The organism is Neorhizobium sp. 05N33 (assembly GCF_056397445.1).
Genome location: NZ_JBFTNK010000003.1, coordinates 163,030 through 179,349, shown reverse-complemented (window position 1 = coordinate 179,349; position 16,320 = coordinate 163,030). Strand labels below are relative to the sequence as shown.

Below are 16,320 nucleotides of genomic sequence, written 5' to 3'. Positions count from 1 at the left end.
TGACATATATAAAATCACGACGCTCGTCAGCCGCGACGAAAACCTTCGCTGGCGACGAGCAGCTGGCGGGTATAATCGGCGGAAAATTCGCGGTTTTCCAGCGCTTTCCGCGGCACCGTCTCGACCACCTTGCCGTTTTTCATCACGGCCAGCCTCTCGCACATGTGGCTGATGACGCCGAGATCGTGGCTGACCATCACGAAGGTGAGGTTGCGGTCGCGGCGCGCCTGTTCGAGCAGATTGAGGATTTCCGCCTGGATCGAGGCATCCAGCGCCGAGGTCGGCTCATCGAGCAGTAGGATCTTCGGCTCCAGGATCAGCGCCCGGGCGATCGCGATGCGCTGTCGCTGGCCGCCGGAAAGCTGATGCGAATAACGGAACCGGAAGCCAGACCCGAGACCCACCTCGTCCAGCGCCCGGTTGATGCGCGTCTCGATATCGGTGAAACCGTGGATGACCAGCGGTTCCAGCAGCAGCCGGTCGACCGTCTGGCGCGGGTGCAACGAGCCATAAGGGTCCTGGAACACCATCTGGACGGTGCGGTAGAATTCCTTGTCACGCCTGCGTCCGGAATAGGGGCGGCCGTTGACGCTGAGCGTGCCCTGGTCGAACGACGCAAGACCCGAGACTGCACGCAAAAGCGTCGATTTACCGGAACCGGATTCGCCGACGATGCCGAAGGATTCGCCGGTGCCGATATCGAAGTTCACATGATCGAGTGCCGCAAACTCATCATATGTGACGACCATGTCGCGGATGGAAAGAGCCGATGTCATAGCGCCCACTCCGGCTTGCGGTCGAGGACGGGCAGCGGATGCCGGTCGGAACCGATGGTCGGCAGGCAGTTCAAGAGCCCGCGCGTATAGGGATGCTGCGCATCGGCGAGATTGGCAGCCGGCAGTTCCTCGACGATCCGGCCGGCATACATCACGATGACGCGGTCGCAGAAGGAAGAGACGAGCCTGAGATCGTGGGAGATGAAGATCAGCCCCATGCCGCGATCGGCCACCAGCTTGTCGAGGATATCCAGCACTTCGAGCTGCACGGTGACGTCGAGCGCCGATGTCGGCTCGTCGGCGATCAGCAGTTCCGGACCGCAGACCAGCATCATGGCGATCATCGCCCGCTGCCCCATGCCGCCGGAAACCTCGTGCGGATAGAGCGAGAAGACCCGCTTCGGATCGCTGATCTGCACCGCCTCCAGCATGGCGAGCGCCCGCGCCTTGGCCGCCGAGCTTGAGATCTTCTCGTGTGTCTTCAGCGTCTCGACGATCTGCCGGCCGATCGTCATTACCGGATTCAGCGAATATTTCGGATCCTGCAGGATCATCGCCACCTTTTTGCCGCGCAGGTCGCGCCTCTCGCGGGCCGGCATGGTCAGGAGATCCCGGTCGCCGAAAGCCAGCTTTCGTGCGCTGATCCTGGCGTGGCCGGGGGTCAGGCCCATGATCGCGCGCCCGGTCTGCGACTTGCCGGAGCCGGATTCGCCGACGATGCCGAGCCGTTCGCGGCCGAGCGCGAAGGACACGCCCCGCACCGCCTGTACGTCGCCGGTACGGGTCGGGAAGGTGACACGCAGATCCTCGACCGTCAGGAGCGGCTTGACTGACACCGTCATTGGCCTGCCTCCTTCGGATCGAGCGCATCGCGCAGGCCGTCGCCGAGCAGGTTGAAGCCGAGGCTGACGATCAGGATCGCAAAACCCGGCATGGCGGCGACCCACCATTGATCGAGGATGAAGCGGCGGCCCGAGGCAATCATCGCGCCCCATTCGGGAAGCGGCGGCTGGGCGCCGAGACCGAGGAAGCCGAGGCCTGCGGCGGTGAGGATAATGCCGGCCATGTCGAGCGTGACACGCACGATCAGCGATGAGACGCAGAGCGGCATGACGTGGCGCAGCACGATGCGGAAGGGCGAAGCGCCCATCAGCTTCACCGCCGAGATGAATTCCGAATTGCGGAAGGTCATCGTTTCTGCCCGTGCGATGCGGGCATAGGGCGGCCAGGAGGTGACGGCGATCGCGAGAATGGCGTTCTCGATGCCTGGACCGAGGGCTGCCACCAGCGCCAGCGCCAGCACGAGTTTCGGGAAAGCGAGGAAGATATCGGTGATCCGCATCAGCACCGCATCAACCCAGCCGCTGGCATAACCCGAGACCGTACCGACGATCAGCCCGATCGGGGCTGCGATGATCGCCACCAGCACGACGACCAGCAGCGTCAGTCGCGACCCGTAGATGAGGCGCGAGAGGATATCGCGGCCCTGGTCGTCGGTGCCGAGCAGATAACCCGCCGAACCGAGCGGCAAGAGGCGGGAATTGCGCAGGTCGCCGACAACGGGATTGTGCGGGGCCAGAACGCCCGCCAATGCGGCAACAAATATAAGCACCAGGATGATGGCCAGCCCGACCAGCGCCAGCCGGTTTTCGGCAAACCGGCGCCAGACGATGTATGCCCGACCGAAACGCGCCTGCTTGCGCGATGTCGGCCGGTCGGAGAGCAGCCATTCGCGGCTATAGGGTTTAAGAGAGGTTCCGGTGGCACTCATCGGCTACGCGTCCTCGGGTCCAAAGTCCGATAGAGAAGATCGGAGAAAATGTTGATGCCAACGAAGACCGAACCGATCACCAGCGTACCGCCGAGCACCGCATTCATGTCGGCATTCTGCAGCGAGTTGGTGATGTAGAGGCCAAGCCCCGGCCATGAGAAGATGGTCTCGGTCAGCACCGAACCTTCGAGCAGGTTTGCGTAGGACAGCGCAATCACCGTCACCAGCGGCACCGCGGCATTGCGCAGCGCGTGGAACCAGATGATCCGGGTTTCCGACAGACCCTTCGCCCGCGCCGCCACCACATATTCCTGGCTGAGTTCGTTCAGCATGAAGGAGCGGGTCATGCGGCTGATATAGGCGAGCGAGAAATAGCCGAGCAGCGCCCCGGGCAGCGCGATATGCCGGAACAGGTCCCACACCACCTCCCACTGGCCCTGCATGGCAGCATCGAGAAGGTAGAAGCCTGTCTGCGGCGTAAAACTGTATTCGTAGACGATGTCGACGCGGCCGGGGAAAGCCGCCCATCTGAGCTGCGCGTAAAAGAGCAAGAGCGACAGAAGACCCAGCCAGAAGATCGGCACTGAATAACCGATCAGGCCGATGACACGGACGATCTGGTCCGCGATGCTGCCGCGCCGGACAGCCGCCAGGACACCGAGCGGAATGCCGAGGATCGCACCGATCAGCGTACCGATCGTCGCAAGCTCCATGGTGGCGGGGAAAACTCGCTTGATATCTTCGAGCACCGGATTGCTGGTCAGCACCGAGGTGCCGAGATTCCCGGAAAGCGCCTGTTTTGTATAGATGACGAACTGTTGGTAGAGCGGCAGGTTGAGCCCCAGCTCGATCCGGGTTCGCTCGACGAGATGGGCCGGCGCCCGGTCGCCGACGATCGCCAACACCGGGTCGATGGGGATGACCCGGCCGATGAAGAAGGTGACGACCAGGAGGCCGAATATGGTGGTGACCACCGTCACCACGAAACGCAGGACGGAGGCCAGGGCAGACGATGCACGGCGCCTATTGCGCCGTGTCGCCACGGATGTTTCGGGTAAGGTCAAGGAACTGGCCTCTCAGGCTTAATCCTTGGAAACCGAGAACACGTAGTTGGTATCGAATGTCGGGCCGAGCTTGAAGTTCTTCACACCCTTGCCGACGCCGGCGACTTCCGTCTGCTGGTAGACGAGCACGAAGGGACCGGTCGCCAGCACCTTCTTCTGCAGGTCCGCATAAATTGCCGCACGCTTGGCGGAATCACGTTCCACGAAGCCCGATTTGGTCTCCTTGGTCAGTTCCGGAATATCCCAGGCGTTGCGCCATGCGAGCGTCTTCGAGGTACCATCGTCAGCGTTGTTCGGGTTCGACGTGAAGGTCTCGGCATTGGAATTCGGATCCCAATAGTCGACGCCCCACAGGCCGATATAGATGTCGTGGGTGCGGGCGCGGTACTTGGTCAGCGTCTGCTTGCCGTCGCCGGGAATGATTTCCATCTTGATGCCGGCCTGGGCGAAGGTCTGTTGAATCGATTCGGCGATACCGGTGGTCGGCTGCGTATTGCGCACGTCCATGGTGACCGTGAAGCCATCCTTCAGGCCTGCCTTGGCAAGCAGTTCCTTGGCCTTGGCGACGTCGAGCTTGTAGGGCTTATCGTCGATCGAACCGAGAATGCCCTTCGGCAGGAAGGTCTGGTGGATCTCCCCGACGCCCTTGATCAGCGTCGCGCCGATCGCGTCGTAGTCGACGAGATATTTCATCGCTTCGACGACTTCAGGCTTCTTGAGGTTCGGGTTCTTCTGGTTGAGGCTGAAATAGAAGACCGAGCCCTTCGGGGCGCTGGTGACCGTCGTGCCCTTCTTGGTGACGGCGTCGATATCGTTCGGCTCAAGATTGCGGGCGACGTCGATGTCGTTGTTCTCAAGCGCCAGACGTTGGGCCGCGCTTTCCTTCATGTGGCGATAGATGACCCGGGCGAGCTTGGCCTTCTCACCCCAGTAATTATCATTGCGCTCCATCACGACGACTTCGTTGGCGCGCCATTCGCGAACCTTATACGGGCCGGAGCCGGCGAAATTGGTCTTCAGCCAGGCATTGCCGTAGTCGTTATCCTTGACGTGCTCCATGACGACCTTCTTGTCGACAACGGCGGCGACGGTCGCGGTCAGGCAGTTCAGCACGAAGGATGGCGCATAAGACTGGTCGACGGTGAGCACGAAGGTATTCGCGTCCTTGGCAACCGCCTTCTGCTTGACGGTATCCTTCTTGAGGCCGAACTGGTTAAGGATGAAGGCCGGCGGGCCGTCGATCATGACCGAGCGCTCGAAGGAATAAGCAACGTCTTCGGCGGTGATCGGGTTACCCGAAGCAAACTTCAGGCCCGACTTGATCTTGAACGTATAGGTCAGGCCGTCGTCGGAAACGGTCCAGCTTTCCGCGAGGTCGGGAGTGATCTTCGACGTGTCGTTGATGTCGAGACGGACGAGGCGGTCGTAAGAATTGCCGCCAACTTCGCCGGCCGAAAATTCGAAAGCCTGGCCCGGATCGAGCGTGATGATGTCGTCGAAGGCAAGCCCGATGACGAGAGTGTCCTTCGGCGTCACCGCGAAGGCCTGCGGTGCGGCGAGCAGCATCAGCGACAGCGCCGCGCTCGTGGACAACACGCGGAGCCGCTTGTTGAGTGTATTGATCATAATTCTGTATTCCCCTGTTTTTGTTCGTTGGACCTTTGGAAAGAAGCCTATTCGTGCCAGGCCTTCCCCAAAACTCTGAGCCAGTTTTCCCGGCATAGCTTTTTCAGCTCTGCGTCAGCGTAGCCCGCTCCCTTGAGCGCCGCAACCAGATTTTGATTGCCCGCAGCATCATGTATTTCTTCGGGAATCGAGGCGCCGTCGAAGTCCGATCCAAGCGCCACGTGATCGATGCCCATGCGTTGCACCAGGTGGTCGATATGGCGCACCATGTCCGAAAGCGGCGTGGCGACATTGTCGCGCCCGTCGCGGCGCAGCATGGTCACGGCGTAGTTGAGACCGACGAGGCCGCCGCTCTCCTTGACGGCATCAAGCTGTTTGTCGGTGAGGTTGCGGGCGACCGGCGTCAGCGCATGCGCGTTCGAATGGCTGGCGATCAGCGGCTGGTCGGAAGTCCGGGCGACATCCCAAAACCCCTTTTCGGTGATGTGGGCGAGATCGATCAGGATGCCGAGCGTGTTGCAGGCCTTGACCAGTTCGAAGCCGTGGTCGGTCAGGCCGGGACCGGTGTCGGGCGACATCGGAAAGGCGAAGGGCACGCCATGGCCGAAGATGTTGTGGCGGCTCCAGACGGGCCCAAGCGAACGCAGGCCGGCGGCGTAGAAGACTTCGAGATTGTCGAGATCCGCATCGATCGCCTCGCAGCCTTCCATATGCATGACGGCGGCGAAACGGCCGGCGTCCATCGCCTTGCGGATGTGGGAGGTCGAACGGCAGAGCTGCCAGGCGCCGGCGCGGTCGAGGCGAAGCGCGATCGACGCCATTTCGAGCGCGGTCGTCAGCGACGGGAGATGATCGAGCGGGACGGACAGCGGCGTGACGTAGTGACCGTTCTGATCGGGTTCCTTCAGAACCAGTTCGCCGGACGGGATATAGATGGCGCAGAGGCCGCCGGCGAGACCGCCGGCCTTGGCACGCGGCCCGTCGATATGGCCGTTCGGGGTGCCGTTTGTAAATTCGGCAATCGGGTTGCCACCCGCCTTCATGTTCCGCCAGAGCCGCAGGAGCACGTCGTTATGGCCGTCGAACACCAGTTCCATGAAGTCTATTCCCGATTTTCTTGTGAAAGTTCCAAGGTGAGCAATGCGCCGATCCTAGCCAGCCGCTCCTCTTTCGCAAGCCGGAAAACGCGTCAGGCCGTCCAGCTTCCCTCGCTCGCCTTCTTCAGCAGCGGCGTCCTGAAAACGCTTGTCACACGCGGCCGCCATTCTGCGCCGAACGCATCGAGCTTGTCGCGCCAGCGCTCCGATTGCAGCATGGCCGCACCGATGACCACCGGCTCGATGCCGAGCGAGGCCATCAGCGTCAGCCCGGAGACGATCGAGGTGCCGCTGGAAATCACGTCGTCGATCAGCGCCACGCGCCTGCCCTTGATCAGCGGCAGCATGCGGGGATCGGCATAGAGGCGCTTCTGCTGTTCGGGTGTGGTGATCGAAGAGAGCGGCACCGACAGGTTTTCGTCGTACCAGAACTTTCGCGAGGTCCCGAGCGGCACGTAGCGCAAGTGGCCGAGCGCGCGGGCGACGGCCGCCGCAAGCGTCAGGCCCAAAGTCGGCAGGCCGACGATCACTTCCGGGCGAAAGGCCGCGATCTTCGGCGCAAGGTCGGCGGCAAGCGCGTCCTGCACATCGAAACTTGCCTGGTTGATGATCAAAGAGGCGAGCGCGTGCTCCCCGTCTGCAAGCGGCCGGATCGGCAGCCTGATCTGGCTGCCGTCACCGAGCGTTGCCGGGAAGAAGCCGGAAAACGGCCCTGCCCGGTCGAACGAACCTGCCGGATGGACGTCCTGCCAGAAATCATGCGGCTGCATTCGCTTTTCCTATTCGAGAATTTCGAGGATCGGCGATTCCAATAGCGTGCCGGTGGCGACGTCGGCAATGCCGCGATCGGTCTGGTGCGGGCCGGGATTGCAGGCAAGGGTCGCGCCGAAACAGGCCTTGAACACGAGATAAGGCGGCTGCCAATCGACGAGACCGTCCATGGTGGTGCGGATTTTCTGGAAACCTTCGGCCACCTCCGCCATCGGCGCCTCCGAGACGAGGCCCGAAAGCGGCAGCGGCAACAGCACTTCGACCTTGCCGCCGGTTGCCACCGCCATACCGCCGCCGGCCTCGATCACCGCATTGGCGGCGGCCGCCATGTCGGCCGGGTCGGACCCGAAGACGGTGAGGTTATGGCTGTCATGGGCAAGCGTGGTGGCGAATGCGCCCTTCCAAGTGCCCCAGCCGGTCAAGAACCCAAGACGGGTGCGGCTGTCGGCCCGGCCGTGGCGGTGGGTCACGGCGATCAACGTCGTGCCCTCCGGGGGTACCACGTAACCATCGACGACATCCGCATCCGTCTGCCCCCAGTTCGTGAAGCGCGGACGATCGATCGTCGCGAGCCTGACTTTGCGGCCCGTTGCGGGCAATTTGAAATCTTGCGTCTGAAGCGGCTTGAGCTTCACCGAATCCTGCAGAATGCAGGGGTCGGCGTCATGGAGTTCGACCGTCATGACGCCGTCACGCGCAATCAGCGTGCCGCTGGCAAAGACGTGGCGGGCACGGAAATCCGTGAGATCCTCGAAGAGGACGATATCGGCGCGGCGACCGGCGGCGATCAGGCCGAGGTCGGCGCGGCCGATACGGACTGAAGCATTAAGCGTGGCTGCCTGCAGCGCCCATTCCGGTTTCATGCCATAACGCACCAGCCGGCGCACGACGTCGTCGAGGCCGCCGCCCTGAACGAGATCGTCCGGAAAGACGTCGTCGGTGCAGAGCGTCACCGTCTGCGGCAGGCGACCAAGGGTGTTGAGCGCCTCGACGAATTCCGGCAGCAGATGATCGTGGGATCCGCGCATCTCGATCGTCAGCCCCGCACGCAGCTTGGCCATCAGGTCGGCAGCGGAGACGAGCTCGTGGTCGGAGGTGATGCCCGACGCCATGAAGGCCGCAAGGTCCGGCCCAGCCAGGCCGCGGGCATGGCCGCAGACCAGCTTTTCGGACACCAGCGCCGCCTGCACGATGCCGCTCATACGCGGATCGCGGTCGATGACGCCGCGCATGTTCATGACCTCGGCAAGCCCGCCGATCTTCGGCCAGAACAGCATTTCCTCGATCGTCGCCGCGTCGAAATCGGCCCCGGCCATTTCCAAACCGGGCGCCGACGGCACGCAGGACGGCGCCAGAACGACGGCACGCAGCGGCAGCGGCTTCGCCGCCTCCAGTGCCCAGGCCACACCTTCGGTCCCGTGGACATTGCCGAATTCATGCGGGTCCCAGACGACGGTCGTCACCCCGCGCGGCAGCACGGCGCCCGCATAGGTCGCCGGCGTCACCATCGAACTTTCGATATGCATATGCGTATCGATGAGACCGGGCGAGATGAACATGCCCGCAGCGTCGATGATCTCGGCCGCATCCGAGCGGGAGCCGGTCTCATGGACGCTGGCGATTACCGGCCCGACGAGGCCGATATCGGCCGGGCGCAGCTCGCCCGTCACCATGTCGACCAGCGTGCCGCCCGATATCAGGATGTCGAACGGCGCATCGCCGCGTGCCGCGGTGACGGCACGGTCACGCAAGCCCGGTTCGGTAAATTCCTGTACGCTCGAGATGATACTCTTCACCAGCTTGCCTCTGCCCGCAGTGTTTCAAGAATGATGGCTCTCGCCTTCCCGACGTCGATCTCGACGCCATAGACCGCGTTGAATTCGCCTCGGCCGGTGCGCGTCTCGACCACGGTGCGGCCGCGCGTCAGCGTGCCGGACAGTTCGACATCGATGCGCGCTTCGCGCCAGGTGACATGTTCCGGAAAGGCAAAGGCGACGGCCGCGACCGCGTCGTAAAGCGCCATGGCCGGGCGACCACGGCTGGTAGCGATCGCCACGAACCCGGCGAGCAGATCGGCAACCAGTTCCGCATTGCGCCCGCCGGCAGCCCGGATCGGCGCGACGTCGTCCGGCGCGCAGAGCACCTTGCGGCAGAGATCGAGATCGACCATCCGCAACGGGATCTTGTGAGCGAGCACGATCGCCAGCGCTTCCGGATCGGCAAAGGCGTTGAACTCGGCGGATGCGGTATGATTGCCGGTGGTGACCCCGCCGCCCATCCAGGTGAGATCGGTGATCTTGGCTGCAAGATCCGGCCGGGCAAGCGCCACTGCCGCGATATTGGTGAGCGGTCCAAGCGCCATGATGCGGCGTTTGCCCCCCTCTTCACCATCACCTTTGCCCTTTTCGAGCCAGGAACAGAGCGCTTCGAAGGCATCTGTATGAAATGCATCCGGCGCTTCGGGTAAGGCCCGGCCCGCGGTCGGGATACCGGTCTGGCCTAATATCCCTGTCGCGGTCTCCATTTTTGCCAGCACCGGTGCAGCGCGTCCGGCATGGACCGGGAAGGGCCAGACGAAAGCGGAGGCCGCGCCGGCTGCATTACGGCGGACATGCTCGATGGGCGCGTTGCCGAAGACCAGCGAAACGCCGTCGACGCCGAGCCCCGCATGCGCTGCGACCATGATCGCAGCGATGTCGTCGAAACCCATGTCCGTGTCGATCCAGATACCCATGTCGGCGGATCCTACACGAATCGCGAGAGCGGCGCGGCCTTTTCGGCCGGCAGGTCGAAGGCAAGAGCATCACCCAGCGCATGCGCTGGCTGGCTCGCCTCCACCTCCGCCTTGATCGGGCCAAAGGAGGTGTCGAGCAGGTATTCGCGTGCGTCGCCGGCAAAGGATGTACCGCGCACGGTGCCCTGGAAAGGACCTGTCCCCAGGGTCACCATACGCGGCCGCCAGGCAAGACCCGCCGCTGAAGGGGCCTTACCCGAGAGATCGATGAGACCCGCACTGGTCTTCATCTTTCCATTTTCGAGCGGGAAAATGTTTTCGAACCCGACGAAGTCCGCCACGAAGGACGATGTCGGGCGGTTGTAGATGTCTTCCGGCGAACCGATCTGCTCTATCTTACCGCTCTTCATGACCACAATGCGGTCGGCGAGCGCCAAAGCTTCGGCCTGGTCGTGGGTGACGAAAATCATCGTCACGCCCGTCTCCTTCTGGACGCGCTGCAGTTCGGTGCGCATTTCCAGACGCAGGCGGGCGTCGAGGTTCGACAGCGGCTCGTCGAGCAGCAGCACCTTCGGTTCCATCACCATCGAACGGGCGAGCGCCACGCGCTGCTGCTGGCCGCCGGAAAGCTCGGCCGGCTTGCGGTTGGCGAAGGCCGACAGACCGACGGACTTCAGGCCGGACTGGACCTTGGTATCGAGTTCGGTCCCGCGCATGTCCTTGAGCTTCAGCCCGAAGGCGACGTTCTCGTAGACCGAGAGATGCGGGAAGAGCGCGTAGGACTGGAACATCAGGCCGACGGCGCGTTTGTTGGCCGGCACCCGGGTAATGTCGGTGCCGTCGAGGCGCACATGGCCGCTTTTGACCGGCAGCAGGCCGGCGATCGCCCGCATCGTCGTCGTCTTGCCGCAGCCGGAAGGGCCGAGCAGCGCGATCAGCTCGCCCTTGCGGATATCGAGATCGAGGTTCGCGACGGCGACGGAATCGCCATAGGCGAGCGTCAGCTTTTCGAGCGAGAGATAGGACGCATCAGACATAGCGGGAGAACCCCAGGAAACGTTCGGCAATAAAAACGATGCCGATGGAGAGGAAGGCGAGCAGCGAGGAGAGCGCTGCGACGGAAGGATCGAAGACGATTTCCATATAGGCGATCATGTCGACCGGCAGGGTGCGTACGCCCGGCCCTGAGAGGAACAGCGATACCGGCACCTGGTTGAAGCTGGTGACGAAGCCGAGGATGAAGGCCGACATGATGCCGCCGCGGATGTTCGGCATCACCACCCGGAAGAAGGCGCCGAGCCGCGAGGACCCGAGCAGCACGGCCGCTTCCTCGATGTCGGAGCGCAGGTTGTCGAGGCTGGCGGAGACCACGCGCACCGCATAAGGCAGGACCAGCGCCGTGTGGGCGAGGAACAGCGCCAGCGTGATTCCGACTTGGAACGGCACGACGATGTAGCGTAGCAGCGCCAGGCCAACGATGATGCCCGGCACGATGATCGGCGCGGAGACGATGGTGCGGACGATCTCCGCTCCCGGCAGCTTGTAGCGCGACAGCGCATAGGAGGCCAGAATGCCGAGGACAAGCGCCGCCGCCGTGCCGCCGATCGCCAAAAACAGCGACATGCCGAACGAGGCGCGGAAACTCTCGACCGTGAACACCTTGGCGATCCAGCGCAGCGAAAATCCCTGCGGCGGGAAGGCGAGCGTTTCGCCGGCCGAGAAGGAAGCGGCGACGATGATCAGGAACGGCCCGATCAGGAAGGCGATCACGAGGAGAAGCGTGATCGGGATGAAGAGGCTGCGCAGCGTCATGCCTGGCTCCTCTGCTTGTTGCGCGCCGTGGCGACCCGCTTGAGGAGGATGTTGGCGGCAAAGCTCATGACGATCAGGATGAAGGCGATGACGCTCGCCGCGACGAAATTGTTGGAGACCGCGACCTGCTGGTAGAGCAGCGTTTCGAGCATCAGGACCTTGGAACCGCCGAGGATCGCGGGAGTGATATAGGCGGTCAGCGAGCCGGTGAAGACCAGCGTGCCGCCGATCACGAGGCCTTCCTTGGTGAGCGGCAGCACGACCTTCCAGAACACCTGGAACCAGTTGGCGCCGAGTACGCGTGCCGCCGGAATGGCATCCTTGGGCATGTTTTCGAGCGCGGAGATCAGCGAGATGATCATCAGCGGCAGGAAGAGCTGTAAGAGGCCGATGAAAATAGCCGTCTCCGAGAACAGGATGCGCAGCGGCGCCTCGGTGATGCCAAGCGCCTGGAAAGCCTGGTTGACGATGCCGGTGCGGCCGAGGATGACGATCCAGGCATAGGTGCGGGCGACCGGCGAGATCATCAGCGGCAGCACCACAAGGCCTGTGACCTTGCCCTTGGCGCCGGGTTCCAGGCTGACGATCGCGAACGCCGCCGCATAACCGATCGCGGCCGAGGCGATGGTAACGAGGGCGCCGAGCCGGAGCGTGCGCAGGAAGACCGTCTGGTTCAGCGAATTGGAGAAGAAGTCCGTATAGGCGGAAATCGTCCAGCCGCCGGTCGGCACGCGAAATCCATCCGATAGCAGGATCACGACAGGCACGAGAAACACCGCCGCCGTGAAAATCGCGGCCGGCAGCGCAAGTGCCAGCGCTTCAGCCCTGTTCTGGAACATGGTGGTTCGATCCTGTTCAACTAGTCGGGATACGGACAGGCATTCGCGCGCTGCCCGTATCCCTCAGCCTTGGGAGGCTATTCCGTGGTTGCGTTGGCCCTTACTGGCCGACCTTCTCGTTCCAGGTCTTGATCCAGCCGGCACGGTTGTCGAGCGCGACGGCGGACGGGATCAGCTTCAGGCTCTTTGCCGTTTCCTCGCCATAGGTGAGGTTGTTGGCGACCGCTTCGGAAAGCTTGACGTCCTTGTTGGACGGGCTGTCGATCAGCTTTTCGGCGAGCTTGGTCTGGACTTCGGTCGAGAGCCAGAAATCCATGAACTGCAGCGCGAGATCGCGGTTCTTGGAGCCCTTGGTGACGGTCATGACGTTCATGCCGCCCGTCTGGCCTTCCTTCGGCATGGCCCAGGCGATCGGGAAGCCGAGCTTGGTGAAGGGAGCCCAGGTGAAGCGGCCGATCGGCGCTGCCCAGATTTCTTCCTGCTGCATCAGCTGCACCAGCTGCGACGACTTTTCGTAGAAGGTGACGATCTCGCCCTTCTTGGCGCCAACCGCTTCGATCGGAGCCTTCAGGTCCGGGGTGTCCTTGGCAAGCGACAGGCCCAGCATGTAGAGCGCCGGCGGGCCCTGGTTGGTGGTGACATTCGGCCATGCGACATGGCTTGCATATTCCGGCTTCAGCAGATCGGCCCAGCTGTCGATCTTCATCTTGTCCGAACGGTAGGCGATCGAGGTGGCATAGAACGTGTAACCGACGCTCATGCCGTCGCCGTTCGGATCCTTGGCAATGTCATAGAGCTTGCCGAAATTCGAAAGCTTGGAGGTGTCGACCTTGTCGATCAGGCCGGCGCGCGAGGCAGCGAGCGCATCCGCCATCGAGATGACGGCCATGTCGACGACCGGGTTGGCCTTGTTGGCCTCCATCTTGGCGAGGCGCTCGACGCTGTTGCCGGTCTCGACGACCAGCTTGCAGCCGCAGATCTTCTGGAAGGGATCGTAGACGATCTGCTTGTATTCGTCTTGGGCCAGCGCATAGACGGAAATCGTCAGCGTCTTTTCCTGGGCGAGGGCCGGGGTTTGCGCGGCACCCATGGTAAGCATCAGGGCGGCGCCCGACGCAAGAATGACCTTGTTCATGATGTGATTTCTCCTGCCGTCGGCTTGTTGGGGGTTTGGGCATGCAAATTCGAAATGCCACCGGCCTGCGGGACGGCCGCCGACTGGCGCACGATGAGCTGCATCGGGACCCGGTCGGTCTCGGAGGTGACGTTGCCGGTCGAAACCTCCTCGGCTCCGTTTTCGGCCTCTCCTTCGGGCTCGATCGCACGAATGAGCGCGGCAATCGCCAGGTCGGCGATCGTCACCATGTCCATACGCACGGTGGTAAGGGCCGGCGTGACGACCGCCGACCAGATGAGGTCGTCGAAACCGGTGACGCTGACCGTTTCCGGTACACCGATGCCGGCGCGCTGCAGTTCCGTCAGCGCCCGAAGCGCCGAAAGATCGGAGACAGCCGCAAAAGCCGTAAAACCCGCCCTGGCCTTGTCCGCCAAACCCAGTGGACAGCCTTCGCCCGAAACCGCCTCGAGTTTCTCGATCCACAGCGTATCGCATTCGACCCGCGCGCCGAGGCCGGCCTTCAGCCCGCCGATACGGTCGTTCTGCACGTTCGAGGAGGCGCTGGTGCCGATCAGCAGCACCTTGCGGTGGCCAAGCTCCGCAAGGTGGCGGCCCATCTGGCTGCCGCCGTCCCAATGGTCGGCCGAAACGGTATTGCCGGGCGTGGAGGGCGTATCGATCACGGCAACGGGGCAGCCGACATCGGCGATCCACGTGCCGCGCCGGGGAACGATGACCATGCCGTCGACGCCACGTTCCAGAAGCCTGCCGATCGCCTCGGTCTGCGCCGCGATATCGCCGCGGGAGTCGGCGATGAGCACGCCGTAGCCGGCATTCGAGGCGGCGTTCTCGATCGCCTGGGCAATCTGCGGGAAGAGCGGGTTGGCGATATCCGGGAGGACAAGCCCGAGCACGCCGGTGCGCCCGGTGCGCAGCGCCCGGGCGGTCAGGCTCGGCACATAACCGAGCTCGCTTGCCTTGGCCCGAACCTTCTCGATAAGCTCCGGCGACACGCGTCCCTTGCCGGAAAGCGCATTCGACACGGTCGCCGCCGACACGCCGAGGGCGGCAGCGATGGCGCTCATGTTCGGTCCGGGACGGGGTGAAGCCATATCATGCTCTGATTAAACGTTTAAGCACGCATACTTTGCTCAAAGGCCTTTGTCGAGTCGTTTGTAAATGTCAGCCCAACATCCCCACATGCGGCCTTGACTTCCCCGCCCCGACCTGTGGAAATCCTTTAGTATTCATGAGGAAACAATGATGCAGGACGACGAGATAATCGGCCTTTCCGCCACAGCGCTTTCGGCAGCAATCCATGACGGCCGGGCCTCCTGCGCCGAAGTGATGACGGCCTATCTCGAACGGATCGACAGGCTCAATCCCGCAATCAACGCGATCGTCAGCCTGCGCAGCCGGCACGAGCTTATGGCGGAAGCCACTGAATGTGACGCCGAACTTGCTTCAGGTAAATCGCGCGGCTGGATGCATGGCATGCCGATCGCCATCAAGGATCTCTGCGAAGTGAAGGGCATCCGCTGCACCTATGGCTCGCCGATCTTTGCCGATTTCGTGCCTGAGAAGGACGAGGTGATGGTCGAGCGCATTCGCGCGGCCGGCGCGATCATCATCGGCAAGACCAACACGCCGGAACAGGGGCTTGGCTCGCAGAGCTATAATCCGGTGCATGGGATCACCAGGAACCCCTACGACCTGACCAAAACCGTCGGTGGCTCGAGCGGCGGCGCGGCGGCGGCCCTTTCGGCACATCTCCTACCGGTCGCGGATGGCGGGGACATGATGGGCTCGCTGCGCAACCCCGCAGCCTTCAACAATGTCGTCGGTTTCCGCCCGAGTTTCGGTCGCGTCCCCTCCTCCCTGAAGCTGGAAAACTTCATGGGCCAGCTCTCCGTTCTGGGTCCCATGGGCCGCACGGTGCGCGATATCGCCGCCCTGCTTTCGACCCAGGCCGGTTACGATCCGCGCGATCCGCTATCCCTGCCGACCGAGGACCTGACGCCAGATGACAGCCGCGACTTTTCAGGCGCCCGCGTCGCCTGGCTCGGCGATCTCGGCGGTTACCTGCCTTTCGAACCCGGCGTGCTTGAACTCTGCCGGGCGACGCTTCCGGTCTTCGAACGAATCGGCTGCGCGGTGGACGAATTCGTTCCGGACTTCGACATGGACAACCTCTGGCGCTCCTGGACGACGCTGCGCAGCTGGCTGACCGCGAGCGGCATGCGCGACAACTACGACGATCCGGAAAAGCGCGCCCAAATGAAGCCCGAGATCATCTGGGAAATCGAGCGCGGGCTCGACATGACGGCGCGCGAGGTGCATTTCGCCTCGAAACGCCGCAGTGCCTGGTATCAATACCTGCTGACCGTGTTCGACCGGTACGATTACCTGATCCTGCCGTCTGCCCAGGCCTTCCCCTTCGACGCTGAAACCCATTGGCCGAAGGAGATCGGCGGCCGGACGATGGACACCTATCACCGCTGGATGGAAGTGGTGGTCCCGGCCTCGATGGCCGGCCTTCCGGTCGCCGCCATGCCCGCCGGCTTCGGCGCAGACGGCCTGCCCGCCGGCATCCAGATCATCGGCCGCCCGCGCGCCGACAAGGCGGTGCTGGAGATTGCGCTGGCTTATGAAGCGGCCACGGATTGGTTGGATAAGCGGCCGAAGCTTTAACCGAGGCGGCGCGGCGTTTTTA

At 63.2% G+C, this 16,320-nt stretch carries 15 protein-coding genes; 1 reads left to right on the top strand and 14 read right to left on the bottom strand.

Annotated features, from left to right (window positions below; all coding sequences use genetic code 11):
* Positions 1–26 precede the first annotated feature (26 nt).
* The 14 genes from AC1DLT_RS09615 to AC1DLT_RS09550 form a co-directional block, all read right to left on the bottom strand.
* Positions 27–776, bottom strand: a complete 750-nt coding sequence (locus AC1DLT_RS09615) for an ABC transporter ATP-binding protein (protein ID WP_038545525.1) — start codon at positions 774–776, stop codon at positions 27–29.
* Positions 773–1,618 carry an ABC transporter ATP-binding protein gene (locus AC1DLT_RS09610; RefSeq protein ID WP_477486604.1) on the bottom strand — a complete coding sequence of 282 codons (846 nt, stop codon included), beginning with the start codon at positions 1,616–1,618 and terminating at the stop codon, positions 773–775. The genes AC1DLT_RS09615 and AC1DLT_RS09610 overlap by 4 nt, the downstream gene beginning before the upstream one ends.
* A complete protein-coding gene (locus AC1DLT_RS09605; RefSeq protein WP_477486603.1) occupies positions 1,615–2,547 on the bottom strand; it encodes an ABC transporter permease in 933 nt (310 codons plus the stop codon). The genes AC1DLT_RS09610 and AC1DLT_RS09605 overlap by 4 nt, the downstream gene beginning before the upstream one ends.
* Positions 2,544–3,590, bottom strand: a complete 1,047-nt coding sequence (locus AC1DLT_RS09600; RefSeq protein ID WP_437179060.1) for an ABC transporter permease — start codon at positions 3,588–3,590, stop codon at positions 2,544–2,546. The genes AC1DLT_RS09605 and AC1DLT_RS09600 overlap by 4 nt, the downstream gene beginning before the upstream one ends.
* Positions 3,591–3,629: 39 nt before the next feature.
* Positions 3,630–5,237: an ABC transporter substrate-binding protein gene (locus AC1DLT_RS09595; RefSeq protein WP_477486602.1), complete on the bottom strand. Its 1,608-nt coding sequence runs from the start codon at positions 5,235–5,237 to the stop codon at positions 3,630–3,632.
* A 47-nt stretch (positions 5,238–5,284) separates the two neighbouring features.
* The gene (locus AC1DLT_RS09590) at positions 5,285–6,334 is read right to left on the bottom strand and encodes a dipeptidase (RefSeq protein WP_477486601.1); all 1,050 of its coding nucleotides are present in this window, start codon (positions 6,332–6,334) and stop codon (positions 5,285–5,287) included.
* 92 nt (positions 6,335–6,426) lie between these two features.
* On the bottom strand, positions 6,427–7,104 hold the full coding sequence (locus AC1DLT_RS09585; RefSeq protein ID WP_477486600.1) for a phosphoribosyltransferase: 678 nt from the start codon (positions 7,102–7,104) through the stop codon (positions 6,427–6,429).
* A gap of 9 nt (positions 7,105–7,113) precedes the next feature.
* The gene (locus AC1DLT_RS09580) at positions 7,114–8,901 is read right to left on the bottom strand and encodes an adenine deaminase (RefSeq protein ID WP_477486599.1); all 1,788 of its coding nucleotides are present in this window, start codon (positions 8,899–8,901) and stop codon (positions 7,114–7,116) included.
* Positions 8,898–9,839 carry a nucleoside hydrolase gene (locus tag AC1DLT_RS09575; protein WP_477486598.1) on the bottom strand — a complete coding sequence of 314 codons (942 nt, stop codon included), beginning with the start codon at positions 9,837–9,839 and terminating at the stop codon, positions 8,898–8,900. Before AC1DLT_RS09575 ends, AC1DLT_RS09580 begins: the two co-directional genes overlap by 4 nt.
* An 11-nt stretch (positions 9,840–9,850) precedes the next feature.
* Positions 9,851–10,876: an ABC transporter ATP-binding protein gene (locus AC1DLT_RS09570; RefSeq protein ID WP_477486597.1), complete on the bottom strand. Its 1,026-nt coding sequence runs from the start codon at positions 10,874–10,876 to the stop codon at positions 9,851–9,853.
* A complete protein-coding gene (locus tag AC1DLT_RS09565; RefSeq protein WP_477486596.1) occupies positions 10,869–11,651 on the bottom strand; it encodes an ABC transporter permease in 783 nt (260 codons plus the stop codon). The genes AC1DLT_RS09570 and AC1DLT_RS09565 overlap by 8 nt, the downstream gene beginning before the upstream one ends.
* Positions 11,648–12,490 (bottom strand): ABC transporter permease, encoded by an 843-nt coding sequence (locus AC1DLT_RS09560; protein WP_477486595.1) that lies wholly within the window; start codon positions 12,488–12,490, stop codon positions 11,648–11,650. Before AC1DLT_RS09560 ends, AC1DLT_RS09565 begins: the two co-directional genes overlap by 4 nt.
* A gap of 100 nt (positions 12,491–12,590) precedes the next feature.
* Positions 12,591–13,625, bottom strand: a complete 1,035-nt coding sequence (locus tag AC1DLT_RS09555; protein WP_477486594.1) for an ABC transporter substrate-binding protein — start codon at positions 13,623–13,625, stop codon at positions 12,591–12,593.
* The gene (locus tag AC1DLT_RS09550; protein WP_477486593.1) at positions 13,622–14,719 is read right to left on the bottom strand and encodes a LacI family DNA-binding transcriptional regulator; all 1,098 of its coding nucleotides are present in this window, start codon (positions 14,717–14,719) and stop codon (positions 13,622–13,624) included. Before AC1DLT_RS09550 ends, AC1DLT_RS09555 begins: the two co-directional genes overlap by 4 nt.
* Before the next feature lie 151 nt (positions 14,720–14,870).
* On the opposite strand from AC1DLT_RS09550, the gene AC1DLT_RS09545 reads away from it, so the two are divergent.
* Positions 14,871–16,298: an amidase gene (locus tag AC1DLT_RS09545; RefSeq protein WP_477486912.1), complete on the top strand. Its 1,428-nt coding sequence runs from the start codon at positions 14,871–14,873 to the stop codon at positions 16,296–16,298.
* Positions 16,299–16,320: the final 22 nt, after the last annotated feature.

What these genes read in the sequence shown, in the direction of transcription:
- AC1DLT_RS09565 (WP_477486596.1), bottom strand. Translation starts at nt 11,651, where the DNA reads ATGACGCTGCGCAGCCTCTTCATCCCGATCACGCTTCTCCTCGTGATC.
- AC1DLT_RS09595 (WP_477486602.1), bottom strand. Translation starts at nt 5,237, where the DNA reads ATGATCAATACACTCAACAAGCGGCTCCGCGTGTTGTCCACGAGCGCG.
- AC1DLT_RS09575 (WP_477486598.1), bottom strand. Translation starts at nt 9,839, where the DNA reads ATGGGTATCTGGATCGACACGGACATGGGTTTCGACGACATCGCTGCG.
- AC1DLT_RS09550 (WP_477486593.1), bottom strand. Translation starts at nt 14,719, where the DNA reads ATGGCTTCACCCCGTCCCGGACCGAACATGAGCGCCATCGCTGCCGCC.
- AC1DLT_RS09570 (WP_477486597.1), bottom strand. Translation starts at nt 10,876, where the DNA reads ATGTCTGATGCGTCCTATCTCTCGCTCGAAAAGCTGACGCTCGCCTAT.
- AC1DLT_RS09615 (WP_038545525.1), bottom strand. Translation starts at nt 776, where the DNA reads ATGACATCGGCTCTTTCCATCCGCGACATGGTCGTCACATATGATGAG.
- AC1DLT_RS09590 (WP_477486601.1), bottom strand. Translation starts at nt 6,334, where the DNA reads ATGGAACTGGTGTTCGACGGCCATAACGACGTGCTCCTGCGGCTCTGG.
- AC1DLT_RS09605 (WP_477486603.1), bottom strand. Translation starts at nt 2,547, where the DNA reads ATGAGTGCCACCGGAACCTCTCTTAAACCCTATAGCCGCGAATGGCTG.
- AC1DLT_RS09610 (WP_477486604.1), bottom strand. Translation starts at nt 1,618, where the DNA reads ATGACGGTGTCAGTCAAGCCGCTCCTGACGGTCGAGGATCTGCGTGTC.
- AC1DLT_RS09555 (WP_477486594.1), bottom strand. Translation starts at nt 13,625, where the DNA reads ATGAACAAGGTCATTCTTGCGTCGGGCGCCGCCCTGATGCTTACCATG.
- AC1DLT_RS09545 (WP_477486912.1), top strand. Translation starts at nt 14,871, where the DNA reads ATGCAGGACGACGAGATAATCGGCCTTTCCGCCACAGCGCTTTCGGCA.
- AC1DLT_RS09585 (WP_477486600.1), bottom strand. Translation starts at nt 7,104, where the DNA reads ATGCAGCCGCATGATTTCTGGCAGGACGTCCATCCGGCAGGTTCGTTC.
- AC1DLT_RS09560 (WP_477486595.1), bottom strand. Translation starts at nt 12,490, where the DNA reads ATGTTCCAGAACAGGGCTGAAGCGCTGGCACTTGCGCTGCCGGCCGCG.